The following is a 14577-nucleotide window of genomic DNA, read 5'->3' on the forward strand; positions in this document are numbered from 1 at the left end:
TCAGCTCAAACCGTTGCAGAACGTCGTGATGCGCATGCAGGCATCCCGAAGCTGCGCCTCGGAGGAGGCATAGGAGACCCGGAAATGCCCTGGCAATCCGAAGGCCGCGCCGTAAACGACGGCAACCCCCTCTTCTTCCAGCAGCACCTCGGAGAAATCCTGATCGCTCCCGATCTTGCGGCCGCCTTTTGTCGTCTTGCCGAATGTGCCGGCGCAGCCAGGATAGACGTAGAAGGCGCCATCGGGCACGAGGCATTCCAGCCCCTTCGCCTCACGCAGCATCCCAACCACCAGATCGCGCCGCTCGCGGAACGACGCTCGGCGTTCGGCCAGGAAATCCTGCGGCCCTGTCAGAGCGGCAACCGCCGCCCACTGCGCGATGGAATTCGCGCCCGAGGTGGTCTGCCCCTGGATCTTGGTCATGGCCTTGATGAGATGCGCAGGACCGCCGCAATAGCCGATGCGCCAGCCCGTCATCGCATAAGCCTTGGAGACGCCATTCATCGTCAGAACGCGGTCCTTCAGTTGCGGCGCAACCTCGGCCAGCGTCGAAAACGCGGTGTCGGAATAGATCAGGTGTTCATAGATATCGTCGCTCAGCACGTGGACGCGCGGATGGCGCTCCAGAACCCCGGCGATCCGCTCAAGCGCATCTCGCGAGTAAACGGCGCCAGAGGGGTTGCAGGGAGAGTTGAGCATCACCCATTTCGTTCGCGGCGTGATTGCGGCCTCCAGATCCTCGGCGGTCAGCAGAAATCCCGTGGCTGCCTCGGCCTGCACCACCACCGGCGTGCCGCCGCAGAACGAGACCAGCTCGGGGTAGGATACCCAATAGGGCGCCGGAATGATGACCTCGTCGCCCTCATCGATGGTGGCCATCATGGCGTTCGCGATCACCTGCTTGCCGCCGGTTGAAACCATCACCTCGTCATCCGCGTAGTACAGTCCGTTCTCGGTGCTGAACTTGCCTCGCACGGCCTGTTTCAGCTCTGGGATGCCGGCCACGGGCGCATACTTCGTATGCCCTGCCTTCATCGCATCGATGGCGGCGGCGATGATGTTCTCGGGCGTGGGGAAATCCGGCTCTCCCGCGCTGAGCGCAACGATGTCGCGGCCCCGCGCCTTTAGGTCGCGCGCCTTCTGCGAGGTCGTGTTCGTCGCCGAGGGCTTGAGCCGCGTGGCCGCCCCCGAGAGCAGGTCAGAGGCACCTTCCGGCGCCGCCGCATGAGATTTGGTGTTCAATGCCGTCGCCATCAGTTCAACCCGTCCAGAATTCAGTGGCACGCCTTCATTCCAGACTGGAAGAAATTCATTATGCCGTTATGACTTTTTCATCATAGAATTATGTTTTTCCTCGTGTCAACACTCATTTCGGTTCGAAACTTGGGTGGCATGGCTGCGGTAGCTCGCGCCCGAATGATCAGGGAAGAGTTTGGATAGCTCTACGCGCGCTGCTTTTTAGACAATGAAAACAGCAGCTTTGCGGCAAGAGGCGCGCAGGTGATCACAAGGAACATCCGCAACAGGTGGTCGACGATCACGTAACCCAGATCGGCGCCAACTACGATTGTCAAAACCGTCATCTCTGCCTGCCCACCCGGAGCGAAGGCCAGAAATGGCATTGTCAGAGTGATGAACTTGCGACCGACGCCACCGGCCCCTACCCTTCCCAATGACCAAACCGAACCCATTCCGCTACTTTCGAACCAGCTGTGAGATTATCCGCCTGGCGGTGATGATGTATGGGCGTTTCCCGCTCTCATTGCGTAATGTCGAAGACCTTCTCCATGAGCGCGGTATCGATGTCACCCACGAGTCCGTCCGGTTTTGGTAGATGCGATTTGGCCCGCTATTCGCCTCCGATATCGGCAAGGCCAGGGTCCAGCGGATGCACTGTTACTCGGACTGGCAATGGCATCTCGATGAGGTCATTGTGAAGATCAACGGCAAGACCCATTACATGTGGCGCACCGTCGATCACGAAGGCGAGGTGCTCGATGCCTTCGTCACCAAGCGCCGTAACCGCAACGCAGCATTGAAATTCCTAAGAAAGTTGATGAAGCGCTACGGTCGGCCGGAAAAGATCGTCACTGACAACCTGCGCTCGTACGGCGCCGCAATGAAAGAAATCGGGAACTTGGATCGGCAGCGCACGGGTCGCTGGTTAAACAATCGCGCCGAGAATGCACACCTGCCTTTCCGACGAAGAGAGCGCGCCATGTCCCGCTTCCGCCGCATGCGAAGTTTGCAGAAATTCACCGCCGTCCGCTCTTCTGTCTTCAACCTCTTCAATCAGGAACGCAGCCCCTCGAGCAGACAGATCTTCAAGCAAAACCGCGCCGCCGCTCTGGCCGAGTGGCGCAAGCTGTACGTGGCCTGAAGGACAGCTGCACTGTCCAAGCTGAGACGAAGTTCGTTTCTGTCTGACACCTCCTTTTAACAGCCTGTTAGTCGTCCAAATGATGAGAATACATAAGCTGGCCAGGCGTTGTCAGTCGCGCACGCAAGATGCAGCCTGTCTCGGATTCCGTGATATAGAGGTCCCGGTTCCGATCTCCGCCGTATGCGATGTTGGTCGTCGACAGTCCCTCACTGGATTGCACCCGGTAGAGCGGCTGGCCGAGGCGGTCTAAAATCCAGACGACCCCGAGACCACAATGAGCGATGGCTAGGCCGCCCTCTGTATTCATGGCGAGTCCGTCCGGCCCGGCAAGACCTCCGGAAAGGTTTACGAATGCGGCGACTTTCGACGTCGTACCATCCGCGTGCAAGGGCAACCGCCAGACCTGATTGGCTCGCGTGACCGCAACAAGGAGCGCGCTTTCGTCCGGGGTCAGCACAAGGCCGTTCGGGCTTGGCACATTGTCGACAAGAAGGTCTATCTGCCCATCGTCCCGCAGGCGATACACCCGCCCGCTAGGGTCCTGCAGCCCCGTTTGGCCTTGGTCCGTGAAGTAGAGATCGCCATTACTACCGAAAACCAGATCGTTGACTCCTTTCAGTCCCTCGCGCTTGATTTTCTGGATGACGGGATGGATCGAGCCGGTTTCAGGATCGAAACGCATAATTCCGAGCCGGTGGTCCGCGATAAAGATGCTGCCATCCTTGTGGATCTTCAGGCCGTTAGGCCAGCCGTCATACTCCACCGCGACAGACCATGTAGCCTCAGGGGAGACCTTTAAAATCCTGCCATAAGGAATATCTACGACATATAGGTTCCCATGTGTGTCAAAAGATGGGCCCTCGAGGAAGGAATGCAGCCTTGATGCTCCTTTCCCGAACCGCCACCCCGAATCCCGGTCCGTAATCCTGAGTTCGTCTGGAAGACGCGCAAACACTTCCGCTTCCACGGTCTTAGGCACTTTGTAAAACAAATTTATCCCCCCCTTTTCTTTGCCTCTTCAATCGGAATAACCGTTTTCGCCAAGCCGGAACTCTTACCCAAGAAATACTCAGTTCGAATGTCACCCGGAAACAGTGACTTCCCGCACATGAGGACGTGGCCACAATCATTAATGTGCCAGTTGTCACGAACAATCAGAGCGCTCCCAACCGGTGTAGATAACTGCTCTGCGAATTCCTCGGTTGCGATGATCGCTGAAACGAGAACACGGATCGTGGGAATCTGTTGTTCTACGATCTGACTGACGAACTTGTGCGCAGAACGAGAGAGCATCATGTCGCCGGTGATATGGCGGCCGATGTCCGGATGTATGTATCTCAGTTCCAGGCATACGGGGCGCCCATCGATTATCCGGAGACGGTCAAGGAAAAATACGTCCGTCCCCTCATCGACCCCGAGGTCCCGCGAAACTTCTGCAGGAGCGGCGACGAGTTTGAGAGAAGGGTTGCGATAGGCGACGCTCTTACCTTCCATAGCTACCTGCTCTTCGAATGAAAGACACTCGCGCGTGTCGATTGGAAACTTGTCTAGACGAGTCGTGGCAACAAAGCTTCCCCGACCGACTTCGCGGATAATAGCATCCTCGAAGACGAGCTCCGATAGGGCATGACGGACAGTGGAGCGGGTTGTGTTGAACCGCTGGCACAGTTCACTTTCCGATGGAAGGAGATCACCGGGCTTGTACTGACCAGACGCGATTTTGCCCTTAATTTCGTCCTTAATTCTTAAGTACAGGTGTGAATTTGCTGCGACGGGCCTCTTTTTTCGGCCAGACATGCGTTCTCCGGTCTTCGCTGTCTTATTTCTGGTCGGCATTGACATATGGTTGTTTATACCTTTAGCCTTGCTTGTGTAGTCAGATTATTGCGCGGAACACGAGCTTGTGGCAAGTGTTAAGTCAAATATTCAGATTTGCTGGCGAGGGGAGCGATAAACTTGAATGAATTTCGAATGCTGTCGACCAGTGGTATACTTGGCTACGGATTCCCTGAAGCCTCGCTCGCGGCGGGGCTCGCGCGCAAGCCCCATGTCATTGGGGTCGATGGTGGGTCGGTTGATCCGGGTCCGCATTACCTCGGGTCGGGAAAGCCGTTCTGTTCACCTGGGGCGATACGGCGCGACCTGCGCCTAATGCTCAATGCGGCTATTTCAACCGGGGCAAAACTCGTTATTGGCACCTGCGGTGGCGCAGGCGGTGCACCGCACCTTGAGCTTGTAGCGCAGATGGCCCGCGAGATTGCCGAAGAGGATGGACTTGCCTTCAAGCTGGCGCTCATCCATGCTGAGCAGTCATCGGAGAGCATTCTGGGGCACGTAGGTAGCGGCAAAATTGCCGCATTGGGTGGTGTCCCTGATCTTTCGGAAGACGTAGTGACGGGAGCGGTCCGGATTGTTGGGATGATGGGGCCCGAGCCGATCATGAAGGCGCTCGATGAAGGGGCCCAAGTGGTCCTTGCGGGACGGGCGAGTGATCCGGCGCCTTGGGCGGCGTGTGCGATTAATGCCGGGTTTCCTCCAGCCCCAAGCTGGTATGCCGGAAAAATGCTTGAATGCGGTGCGACGCCTGCAATTCCGAAGGGGCACGATTGCATCCTCGTGACGGTTCGGGAAGATGGTGTGGAGTGCGAGCCTGCCAACCCGGCCCGCCGCTGCACGCCTCTTTCGATCGCGAACCATAGCCTCCACGAGAACGCCAGCCCGATCTTTCACCTTGAGCCAGGAGGGCTTTTGGACACGTCGGCCTGCACGTTCGAGGCAGTCTCGGATCGCACCGTTGTAGTACGTGGAATGACCTGGGTCGCGAGAGAGTACACCGTCAAGCTGGAGGCGGCTGAACTGGTCGGCTATCGCGCGTTCACGGTTTGTGGCACTCGGGATCCCGGTCTCATAGGGATCATCGACACGTTTCTCCAAACGGTCCGCCAGAACACCGCGGACAAATCTGCCGATCTAGGAATTTTGCCGACGGATTACGTCCTCTCGATCAGGGTCTACGGAGCGAACGGGGTCATGGGCTCTCGGGAGCCAAAAAGGAATTCGGTTGGACACGAACTAGGCTTTCTCGTGGATGTGGTAGCGAGTGAGCAGAGCGTCGCAAACGCCGTTTTGGCTTTAGCGCGCACTCAGATGCTTCATACTGATTTCGATGGCCGCCTTTGCCGCGAAGGCAACATGGCGTTCCCCTTCTCGCCATCCGACCAAGAGGGCGGTGCCGTCTACCGCTTTTCGATGCACCACACCCTGAGCCTCGACGACCCTTGCGAGATTTTCCCTGTCGAATATGAAATGGTGGGATAAGAGCATGGCATTAATCCGCGATATCGCGACGGTTTGTAAAAGCAAGAACGCGGGCCCGTTTGAACTCACGCTTGACGTGGTTTTTGACGATGCGGAAACGTATCGGAAGGTCAAGGCAACGGGGGTCCTCAGTGCGGATCTCTTCGCAACCCTCTATTCCGTGAGTCCTAATGCAGTGCAATTCACCGAATACGACGCGGGGCTAGCCTTTAAGGCTACTCTTCCGAGGTTAGTTTCCGCTGGCGACATTGGCGACACCGACGTCTACGGTGCCCAGCAGCATGCGCCTCTTCTCGACGTCGATATTCCGGTCTGAGCATATGGAAAATGCACGCATCGAGACAATAAAGATCACGCAACGCTCTTCTCGAGTGGCAGATTTCCTATCTGGCAACAAAGTTCTGGGACTCTTTTCGGTCCTGATAGGTCTCACAGCTTGGGAGATGACGGCATCGCAATTTCACAAAATGGTCCTGCCACCTCCGAGCGACGTGTTGGCAAGGTTCTTTGACACCGATTTCCTGTCAACGCTGATGCCAAGTCTCGCAAATTCGCTCATAGCATTTGCTGTTGGGTTCGGCTTGGCGCTTCTGGTCGCGATCCCGCTCGGCATTGTGCTAGGAAGATCGCAATTGCTTTACAGGATGTTCGACCCTCTTATCAGCGCGATATACGCTATCCCTCCGGTCGCCTTCGTACCATTTCTGATCATCTGGTTCGGCCTCTTCTTCGAAGGCCGTGTAGCCCTGATTTTCATGATGTGTGTTTTTGATATCTTGGTCGTCATTGTTGCAGGCGCACGCGATGTTAGCAGCAAGCTTGTCGATGTTGGGCGTTCTTTTGGGGCCAGCAGAAGCCAGATACTCAGGCTCGTGGTCTTCCCCGCGATCTCTCCTTTCCTCATCGCAAGTCTGCGTGTGGGCTCGGCTCGAGCGATCAACGGGATGATTACCGCAGAGCTATTCTTTGCCGCCGTCAATCTCGGCATGGTCATGAAGCGATCTGCTCAGGCCTTCGACACCGCATCGGCTATGGCAGTAGTCGTGACAATTTGCATCGTCGGTTTGTTGGCTCAAACGGCTATCCACCGGCTTGAGGATCATGTCCTACGCTGGCAGCCGCGGAGATCGACATGACACGCTTGCGCCGCATGTCCCTCCCGCTTGTCGGTTTCGCGATGTTCCTGTTGATCTGGGAGGTGACAGGCCAAAGTCTTGGCAATGCCCTTCTGGCCCCACCGTCTTCGGTCGCGCATACATATGTCGACCTTCTGTTAGAAGGCGCTATGCTCGCGGAGCTCTTTACCTCGCTTCGACAGATGATGATCGGTTTCCTTTTGGCCTGTTTCATTGGCATGCCAATCGGCGTCGCAATGGGCCGTTCGCGAGTTTCGGACGCCATGTTCCGCCCTTGGGTGAGTATGTTCGTTGTCACCTCCACGGCGGCTTTAATCCCGGTTTTGATTTTACTTCTTGGAACTGGTCTTGCCTTGCGGAGCAGCGTCGTGTTCCTAGCGGCAGTCTGGTATATCATTCTTACAACATACAATGGGGCAAAGGGTATAAGCCCAAGCTTGATCGCCACTGCGCGCTCGTTCTCGGCTAGTAGGGGCCAGATTTTCTGGAAGATTATCCTGCCTGCTATCTATCCTTATCTGATCACAGGTGCCCGAATAGGGCTAGTTCATGCGATCCGTGCGATGGTGATGGCGGAAATGTTCGTCATCGTCGGCTATGGAGGGCTAATAAATCGCACCGGGCTAGATGTTGATACGTCTGCCCTGCTGAGCCTGCTGCTCACCCTAATGATCGTAAGTCTGCTCGCCAACTGGACTTTGTTCCAGGCGGGAAGGCTGCTCGCGCCTTGGTACGAGCAGCGAGGTAGTTGAACCAAACAACTAAGGGAGAAGAAAATGACCGTACTTACGAGACGTCGTGCGCTGCAACTCATGGGCGTAGCCGGGGGGAGCGGCTTGCTGATGCACGGGGCCGGGCCACTGTCGGCACAGCAGGGGCGCGCTCTGCAGGCTAATATCTTGGGGTTCACACTGGGCATTCACGTGCCCGCAATCATGGCGTTAAACGAGGGAATGGAGGAGCTTGGATACAGCGCCTCGGACATGGTGCGCCTTGAGTCGATGCAAGCTGTGACGCAAGGGATTGTCGCCGGTTCTTCGGAAGTCGGTGAAGGTGACGTTGTGTCGGCGCTCACCGCGTCCGAAGCGGGTGCTGATATCCGACTGACAGGGCTTGTCTACAACAATACCAGCCAAGTCCTCGTGGTGAACCGTGACATCATCCAGTCCTTCGAGGACTTAAAGAAACCTGAGGCCACTATCGCCATTAATTCGCGAGGTGATTTCATCTATATCATGCTGAGCGGTGTGTTCGATCGGAACGGAATCGACATCGAACAAGACACGACCCTTGTAGAGGTCGGCGGGTCCGGTTCCCGTATGCGCGCTCTCCTTGCTGGGCGGGTCGCTGCGGTTCCGGTGCATTTCGACCAAGCGGTCGAAATCGCAAAGGAAGGCAATTTCGAGGTCATGGTCGAGCCAGGCAAGCTATTCGATCCATGGCTATCGGAGGCTTGGCTAGTCAATGGTTCGTGGCTCGACAACGACGAGAACCGTCGCATTCTCGTTGACCTTCAGAAGGCGACGATCACCTCATTCCGCCGGGCGAATGCAGACCTCGGCTACTACGCTGACGGATACCGCAAATACGCGACCGTGAAAGGAGCGCAGGAAGCCAAAGACGAAGATCTTGAATGGGCATGGTCACAATTGTCGAGCGAGATCCAAGCATGGCCTAACGACGGTGGCTTCAGAAGGGAATATTTCGAGCGCCTTATCCCGGTCTACGAAAAGGCCGGTGCGCTCCAGGGAACTCTAGACCTCGACAACGCAGTCGATACGAGTTTCGTCGAAACCGCACTGAAAGAACTTGACTCGTGACGAAGACAAAACTTTCGATACGAGACGTATCCAAGGCATACCGGCGGGACGGAGACGTCCTGCCGGTTTTGGAAGCATTCAGCCTCGATGTTCCGGATCTCGAGTTTCTTGTGCTTCTCGGACCGTCAGGCTGCGGCAAGTCCACGCTGCTTCGGATTGTTGACGGTATCGAGGCTGCCGACAGCGGAAACATCATCCTAGACGACAAGGACGTGACCGGCAGGACCGGAGACGGCCGAGGCATGGTTTTCCAGAGTTTCGAACTCTTCCCATGGCGAACGACGCTCGACAACGTGGCTTTCGGGCTTGAGGTCACCGGAGTGAGCAAGACGGAGCGCTACGAAATTGCGCGGGAGTGTATCAATCTCGTTGACCTGTCTTCGTTCCAGAACGCGTATCCGCACGAACTTTCGGGCGGGATGCAACAGCGCGTAGGAATCGCGCGCGCGCTGGCAATCAACCCCAGTATCCTGTTAATGGACGAGCCTTACGGCGCGCTGGACGTACAGACGCGTGACCTGCTTCAGGACGAGTTGCTCAGCATCTGGGAACGCGAACGTAAAACGGTGATCTTCGTGACGCATTCAATTGAGGAGGCAATCTACCTTGCCGACCGGATCGTTGTGATGTCGCCGAGACCAGGACGCATCCAGATGATACAGGAAGTGCCTTTCGAACGTCCCCGGAGAGAGGAGATGAAGACATCTCCTGAATTTCTCGAACTTAGACGCGAAATATGGCAAACACTGAAGGAAGGAATTACGGTTTGAATAGGGACGCCATGAAACCTCATGAGCCGTCAATGCGGTACACCTCGGCCAAGGCGCTGCTCGAATTTGTATCCGCGCTATTTGAACACGCTGGGCTTTCGGGCGCGAATGCTTTCATCGTGGCGGATAATCTGGTCTGTGCGAACCTCCGTGGCAACGACACGCACGGTGTTTTTCGGGCCCCGACCTACCTGGCACGGGTCCGCGAACGGTTGTCGGTAGCGAACCCCGAGATTTCCGTCACGAAAACGGCTTTCGCCGCGGCGCTCGTGGATGGAGGCAACGGGATGGGCGCGGTTGTGGGGACGCGCGCTATGCAGGAAGCGATCACAATTGCCGAGAAAAGCGGCACAGCGCTCGTCTCAGTGAGGAATTCTGGCCATTACGGAATGGCGGCATACTATGTAATGCAGGCACTTGAGCGCGACATGATCGCGATGGCATTCACCAATTCGTCACCGGCCTTTCCCCCATGGGGCGGGCGAAAACCGTTTTTCGGAACAAGCCCTCTCGCGGTGGCGGTGCCATCCGGCGAAGCTCCCCCATACGTGCTAGACATGGCGATGAGTGTGCTGGCCCGGGGCAATGTATATATTGCCGCTCAGTCGGGCGCCTCTATACCGGCAGGATTGGCACTCGATTCGGAGGGCCGTCCAACCACCGATCCCAAGGCACTGATTGATGGCGGAACGATGCTGCCTTTTGGGGGTGTGAAAGGGGCGGGATTGTCGATGTTAATGGATATTTTTGGCGGCGTACTTTCAGGGGCAGAATTCGGCGGAAGGGTTGGCAATCCCCATATGGATTTCGACCGCCCTCAAAATGTCGGACACCTGTTCCTGTGCTTCCGCCCGGACCTCTTCATGCCGATGAGTGAGTTCAGGAACCGGATGGACGAGCTTGTGGCCCGCGTCAAGCAACAGCCTTTGGCAGACGGCTTCGACGAGATTCTAATCCCGGGCGAACGCGAAGCACGCTGTGCGCGGCAACGCGAGACGGCGGGAATTCCGCTCACCTCCGACGTCCTTGAGAGACTTGAAGAGGAAGCCGCTGTGGCAGGGGTGGGTCGGCTCGAGACGACGTCTCGACCGCTGACAGCAACCTGATGGGGGAGGCGAAGAGCTCGGCCATCATCACCGGTGCCGGTAACGGCCTCGGGCGTGCCATGGCTCAAAGGCTCGCCGGTCTGGATATGGAGCTATTTCTCGTTGATTTAGACGGTCAAGCTCTGCGCGAGACTAAGGAAATCTGCGGCGATGTCGATTCTGCCACGCTTTTCGAGGCGGATGTCAGAGACGAGTCGCTCGCGGAAACGCTGTTCCATGCGATCGATGCGCGACTAGGCAAACTCGATATCCTTATCAATAATGCCGCGCTGATCGCGGACACTCCTGTTGGCGCTACAGCGGCCGAGGCTTGGCGCAGCATTCTGGAAACGAACCTCACCGCACCGTTTTTCTGGTCGCAGCGGGCAGCAAAAATTATGAGGCGAAAGCAGTTCGGACGGATCATCAATATATCGTCACATGCCGCGCATCTGGGTACTACCGGACGCAGCGCGTATGCGGCCTCCAAGGCGGGGCTAGAGGCGCTGACCCGTACGATGGCGGTTGAACTGGCGCCTGACGGCATCACGGTCAACGCGGTCGCACCTGGCGCGATAGAAACTGAAAGGTCGCGTTTAGGGCACAATAAACAGCGTCGAAGCGCTTGGGAGAAAGCTATTCCTATGAAACGCTATGGTACCCCGGACAATGTTGCGGAGATTGTCGCGCTTCTGTGCAGTGTGAAAGCGAACTACGTCACTGGGGAAACGATACGTGTCGACGGTGGCTTCTGCGTGTCTGGGCTGATGCTCGACCGATGAGGCGTAGTGGTTGTTCGAACGTGATCCCTCGTGGCCTTTGTGGGGAGTGCAGAGTTTGCTTGTTATAACCGTACTGTTTCGTATCAAACTTACGCAATATGGCCGCTTTGTTCGGGAGGTTCATGAGAATGCGCGGCTGTCACTCGAGAAGGAGCATGAATGCTACAGGTTTGATGTGTCTTGTGCGCCAGAACGTAACGAGGTTTTTCTTTATGAGATTTATGCGGACGCGACCGCCTTCGATTTGCACAAGAATATGTCCCACTACCTTGAATTCTCGGCGGTTACTAAGCCTTGGATCGAAGAGAAGAACGTGCGCCGCTTTTACATGAGAAAGGATAACAAGGATGGGTAAAAGTACTGTTAGCAGATATGCCGAGAGGCCACGCCATGAACGAGGAGGTGGCGCCTGGTCAGTCCAGATGATCATGCCCGAGACTGGTGCACGCGGCCTCATCAACGGATTCACGACGATCCCCCCCAATGGAGGTATACCGCTCCATTACCACAATTGTGAGGAAAGCGTACTGGTTGTCTCCGGCAGCGCGATTGCTGAAATCGAAGGCAGGAATTTCGAAGTGGACACCTCGGACGTGGTCTGGATCGAAGCGGGCATTCCTCACAGATTTCTAAACCCATCGACCGAAACGCCGCTCCGGATATTCTGGACATACGCTTCCGCTGAAGCATCGCGAACAATCGTGGTAACAGGCGAGGAACGCCGCGTTGTCTCTGAAGGTAAATGATCTCTGGGTTGCTGAGCCGAGCGCAACTTCGCACCTGCAATGGATCAACGAGGCGCCCCTCCGTTCGCTACGGTGAGGTAAGAATGAAACACTGCGACTCTGAGCACTTCGTAGGGCAGCCAACTAAAGTGCAACAAAGATGAAGTCACCCATATCGGAAAGGCGTGTCCTTCATCTCGCTACGATCTATGCCGGGGCACTGGTGTTCGGGATGATCGCGCACTGGATGCGATTTCCGCTTCCCTGGATGATCGGGGCGATGGTGTTCGCCGCGACCGTGCGCATGGCCGACTGGCCATTGCAGGTGCCGGGTCAGACTCGCCAGGTTGGCCAGGTTCTCGTGGCTACCTCCGTGGGTCTATCCTTTACCCCGGAAGCGGTCGGCGCTATGGGCGCGCTACTGATCCCGATGATTGGCTCGGCGATCCTAACGATCGTAATCGGCTTCGTGGTGGCTGCCTTCCTGATGCGCATTACCCGTACGGACGTCATCACGGCCGTTCTGTCCTCCATTCCGATAGGCCCTGTTGAGAGCGCCGCACTTGCGGTCCGGCACAAGGTACTTCCTGGCCCGGTTGTCTTTGCCCAGACATTGAGAATTGTACTGTTGGTGATCTTGATCCCTCCTGCCATTGTCGCGTTGGATGGATCCGTCAAGGACCCGGTTGCCGCGCTTAGCCGCATGGAATGGACCCCGTCAGGCTCAATGCTCCTTGCCGTCGCTGGCGTTGCGGGCGCGCTAGTGGCGCGCTCGGTCCGGCTGGCCAATCCGTTCTTCGTGGGTTCTCTGGGAGGGGCTGCGCTGGCCGCCGCGTTCAGCTTTCCAATCACTGCTTACCCATATCCGATGCTTGTCCTTGCGCAGGTATTCCTGGGGGTCTGGCTCGGCGCGGTATTCGACCGCGATCTGTTTCGCCGCGCCCGTGGGTTTATCCCAGGCTCGATCTTGGCATCCTTGCTACTCGTTACGCTCTGCGTCAGTATGGGGCTCGGCCTTACATGGTTAACTGGCGAGACTTGGCAGGTCATGCTACTGTCTACGGCACCGGGAAGCGTGACCGAAATGGCGCTGACCGCAAAGATCCTCGAGGACGGGCTGGCGGTGGTTACGGCGTTTCACGTCGTCCGCATTTTCATCATCCTGCCGCTATCGAGCTCCATCATCAGCGTGACGGCGCGTTTGGCGAAACGCGCTGATTTGCGAACCAAGAAAAAATGACTTGTGCAGAGGTGGGAAAGCCGACGTTCTGGAGGGAAAAATATGCGGCAATCTTGAAAATATGGCGATTTTACAAATGATTTAGGCCCAACGTATAGCTTCTGGTGGTAGGAGGTTGTCGCTGAGTAAGGTAGGCCTTTAATTATTCCGTTGGTCTTGTCAGACGAACTTGGCTTGAGCCCTTGCAAGCTGCCTCCTACTCTCCCCGCATGACAAAACGTGACCCGTTCAAGTACTTCAAGACCAGCCGCGAGATCATCCGCTTGTACGGCGGCCAACCGCATTTATGTTCACGAGCGTCTTGTCAGAGCAAATATAGTTGAACCTGCTGAGAACGTGGCGGCCCGAGGATCAGTATCTACGGTTCGACCGGGGGTGTCAGAGCAACCTGAGTTGAGATCGGTTATTCGCTGCCCTACCCTGCCCCCATGGAAAAATGTGACCCGTTCAAGTACTTCAAAACCAGCCCTGAGATCATCCGCCTGGCGGTCATGATGTACGTGCGTTTTCCGCTATCGCTGCGCAACGTCGAGGACCTGCTCCACGAACGCGGCATAGATATCAGCCATGAATCCGTCCGCTTTTGGTGGAACAGATTTGGCCCGAAATTCGCCTCGGAAATCCGACGCTGCCGAATTCAGCGAATGCGGGCCTGGTCGAACTGGCAATGGCATCTGGACGAGGTGTTCGTCAAAATCAACGGCGAGATCCACTACATGTGGCGCGCTGTCGATCACGAGGGCGAAGTGCTGGACGCCTTTGTTTCAAAGCGGCGAGATCGCAAGGCCGCGTTGAAATTCCTCAGAAAATTGATGAAACGCTATGGTCGGCCCGAACATGTCGTGACCGACAAACTACGATCCTATAGCGCCGCCATGAGGGAAGTCGGCAATGCTGACCGCCAGATGACCGGACGCTGGCTGAACAATCGCGCCGAGAATTCGCATCAGCCGTTCCGACGACGAGAACGCGCCATGGCACGCTTCCGGCGCCTGCGAAGTCTGCAAAAATTCGCCGCCGTTCATTCTTCAGTTTTCAACCACTTCAATTCGGAACGAAGCCTCTCCAGCCGACAGATTTTCAAGCAAAACCGAGCCGCTGCTCTTGCCGAGTGGCGCGGTCTTTGCATGGCATAAAAGGCAGCCACCCTGACCTAGCTGAGACGAGTTCGAATTCGTCTGACATCACCGCCATGCGACCCCAATCCATAAATTTTTAATAGCATCAGCGCCTTGGGTGGGGCACCGAAACATAAACCACACACAAAAAAACAGCGCTGAATGCGATAGGTATTTGTCCGTGTTCACTCTCCATTAAG

At 56.5% G+C, this 14577-nt stretch carries 15 protein-coding genes and 2 pseudogenes; 13 read left to right on the plus strand and 4 right to left on the minus strand.

The window, feature by feature from the left end:
- Together RID11_RS19985 and RID11_RS19990 are read right to left on the minus strand one after the other, a co-directional pair.
- Positions 1–1254, minus strand: a complete 1254-nt coding sequence (locus RID11_RS19985; protein WP_350142055.1) for a pyridoxal phosphate-dependent aminotransferase — start codon at positions 1252–1254, stop codon at positions 1–3.
- 188 nt (positions 1255–1442) lie between these two features.
- Positions 1443–1616, minus strand: a pseudogene (locus RID11_RS19990) (AbrB family transcriptional regulator); the annotation flags it as partial.
- Positions 1617–1672: 56 nt separating this feature from the next.
- On the opposite strand from RID11_RS19990, the pseudogene RID11_RS19995 reads away from it, so the two are divergent.
- A pseudogene (locus RID11_RS19995) lies at positions 1673–2380 on the plus strand (IS6 family transposase).
- A 67-nt stretch (positions 2381–2447) separates the two neighbouring features.
- On the opposite strand, the gene RID11_RS20000 reads toward RID11_RS19995, so the two are convergent.
- Both RID11_RS20000 and RID11_RS20005 read right to left on the minus strand, forming a co-directional pair.
- A complete protein-coding gene (locus RID11_RS20000) occupies positions 2448–3374 on the minus strand; it encodes an SMP-30/gluconolactonase/LRE family protein (RefSeq protein WP_350142056.1) in 927 nt (308 codons plus the stop codon).
- A gap of 2 nt (positions 3375–3376) precedes the next feature.
- Complete coding sequence (locus RID11_RS20005) at positions 3377–4180, minus strand: GntR family transcriptional regulator (protein ID WP_350142057.1); 804 nt, start codon at positions 4178–4180, stop codon at positions 3377–3379.
- 159 nt (positions 4181–4339) lie between these two features.
- On the opposite strand from RID11_RS20005, the gene RID11_RS20010 reads away from it, so the two are divergent.
- The 12 genes from RID11_RS20010 to RID11_RS20065 all read left to right on the plus strand — a co-directional run bounded on the left by RID11_RS20010 (position 4340) and on the right by RID11_RS20065 (position 14395).
- Positions 4340–5701, plus strand: coding sequence for an acyclic terpene utilization AtuA family protein (locus RID11_RS20010; RefSeq protein WP_350142058.1), 1362 nt, complete (start codon positions 4340–4342; stop codon positions 5699–5701).
- 4 nt (positions 5702–5705) lie between these two features.
- Positions 5706–6017 carry a DUF4387 domain-containing protein gene (locus RID11_RS20015; RefSeq protein ID WP_350142059.1) on the plus strand — a complete coding sequence of 104 codons (312 nt, stop codon included), beginning with the start codon at positions 5706–5708 and terminating at the stop codon, positions 6015–6017.
- 4 nt (positions 6018–6021) lie between these two features.
- On the plus strand, positions 6022–6837 hold the full coding sequence (locus RID11_RS20020) for an ABC transporter permease (protein ID WP_350142060.1): 816 nt from the start codon (positions 6022–6024) through the stop codon (positions 6835–6837).
- Entirely contained in the window at positions 6834–7589 is a 756-nt protein-coding gene (locus RID11_RS20025; protein WP_350142061.1) for an ABC transporter permease, read from the plus strand. Before RID11_RS20020 ends, RID11_RS20025 begins: the two co-directional genes overlap by 4 nt.
- A 24-nt stretch (positions 7590–7613) precedes the next feature.
- A complete protein-coding gene (locus RID11_RS20030; RefSeq protein WP_350142062.1) occupies positions 7614–8657 on the plus strand; it encodes an ABC transporter substrate-binding protein in 1044 nt (347 codons plus the stop codon).
- Complete coding sequence (locus RID11_RS20035; RefSeq protein WP_350142063.1) at positions 8654–9427, plus strand: ABC transporter ATP-binding protein; 774 nt, start codon at positions 8654–8656, stop codon at positions 9425–9427. Before RID11_RS20030 ends, RID11_RS20035 begins: the two co-directional genes overlap by 4 nt.
- A gap of 11 nt (positions 9428–9438) precedes the next feature.
- Complete coding sequence (locus RID11_RS20040; protein WP_350142064.1) at positions 9439–10533, plus strand: Ldh family oxidoreductase; 1095 nt, start codon at positions 9439–9441, stop codon at positions 10531–10533.
- Positions 10533–11294, plus strand: coding sequence for an SDR family NAD(P)-dependent oxidoreductase (locus tag RID11_RS20045; RefSeq protein WP_350142065.1), 762 nt, complete (start codon positions 10533–10535; stop codon positions 11292–11294). The genes RID11_RS20040 and RID11_RS20045 overlap by 1 nt, the downstream gene beginning before the upstream one ends.
- Before the next feature lie 10 nt (positions 11295–11304).
- On the plus strand, positions 11305–11649 hold the full coding sequence (locus RID11_RS20050) for a putative quinol monooxygenase (RefSeq protein WP_350142066.1): 345 nt from the start codon (positions 11305–11307) through the stop codon (positions 11647–11649).
- A 67-nt stretch (positions 11650–11716) separates the two neighbouring features.
- Complete coding sequence (locus RID11_RS20055) at positions 11717–12040, plus strand: cupin domain-containing protein (RefSeq protein WP_350142067.1); 324 nt, start codon at positions 11717–11719, stop codon at positions 12038–12040.
- A gap of 139 nt (positions 12041–12179) precedes the next feature.
- Positions 12180–13259 (plus strand): AbrB family transcriptional regulator, encoded by a 1080-nt coding sequence (locus RID11_RS20060; RefSeq protein ID WP_350142068.1) that lies wholly within the window; start codon positions 12180–12182, stop codon positions 13257–13259.
- A 428-nt stretch (positions 13260–13687) separates the two neighbouring features.
- Positions 13688–14395, plus strand: a complete 708-nt coding sequence (locus tag RID11_RS20065; RefSeq protein WP_350142069.1) for an IS6 family transposase — start codon at positions 13688–13690, stop codon at positions 14393–14395.
- Positions 14396–14577 lie beyond the last annotated feature (182 nt).

The organism is Roseovarius sp. (assembly GCF_040219995.1).
In the GTDB taxonomy this organism is placed as follows: Bacteria; Pseudomonadota; Alphaproteobacteria; order Rhodobacterales; family Rhodobacteraceae; genus Roseovarius.

What these genes read in the sequence shown, in the direction of transcription:
- RID11_RS19985 (WP_350142055.1), bottom strand. Translation starts at nt 1,254, where the DNA reads ATGGCGACGGCATTGAACACCAAATCTCATGCGGCGGCGCCGGAAGGT.
- RID11_RS20005 (WP_350142057.1), bottom strand. Translation starts at nt 4,180, where the DNA reads ATGTCTGGCCGAAAAAAGAGGCCCGTCGCAGCAAATTCACACCTGTAC.
- RID11_RS20015 (WP_350142059.1), top strand. Translation starts at nt 5,706, where the DNA reads ATGGCATTAATCCGCGATATCGCGACGGTTTGTAAAAGCAAGAACGCG.
- RID11_RS20020 (WP_350142060.1), top strand. Translation starts at nt 6,022, where the DNA reads ATGGAAAATGCACGCATCGAGACAATAAAGATCACGCAACGCTCTTCT.
- RID11_RS20025 (WP_350142061.1), top strand. Translation starts at nt 6,834, where the DNA reads ATGACACGCTTGCGCCGCATGTCCCTCCCGCTTGTCGGTTTCGCGATG.
- RID11_RS20030 (WP_350142062.1), top strand. Translation starts at nt 7,614, where the DNA reads ATGACCGTACTTACGAGACGTCGTGCGCTGCAACTCATGGGCGTAGCC.
- RID11_RS20040 (WP_350142064.1), top strand. Translation starts at nt 9,439, where the DNA reads ATGAAACCTCATGAGCCGTCAATGCGGTACACCTCGGCCAAGGCGCTG.
- RID11_RS20045 (WP_350142065.1), top strand. Translation starts at nt 10,533, where the DNA reads ATGGGGGAGGCGAAGAGCTCGGCCATCATCACCGGTGCCGGTAACGGC.
- RID11_RS20055 (WP_350142067.1), top strand. Translation starts at nt 11,717, where the DNA reads ATGATCATGCCCGAGACTGGTGCACGCGGCCTCATCAACGGATTCACG.
- RID11_RS20060 (WP_350142068.1), top strand. Translation starts at nt 12,180, where the DNA reads ATGAAGTCACCCATATCGGAAAGGCGTGTCCTTCATCTCGCTACGATC.
- RID11_RS20065 (WP_350142069.1), top strand. Translation starts at nt 13,688, where the DNA reads ATGGAAAAATGTGACCCGTTCAAGTACTTCAAAACCAGCCCTGAGATC.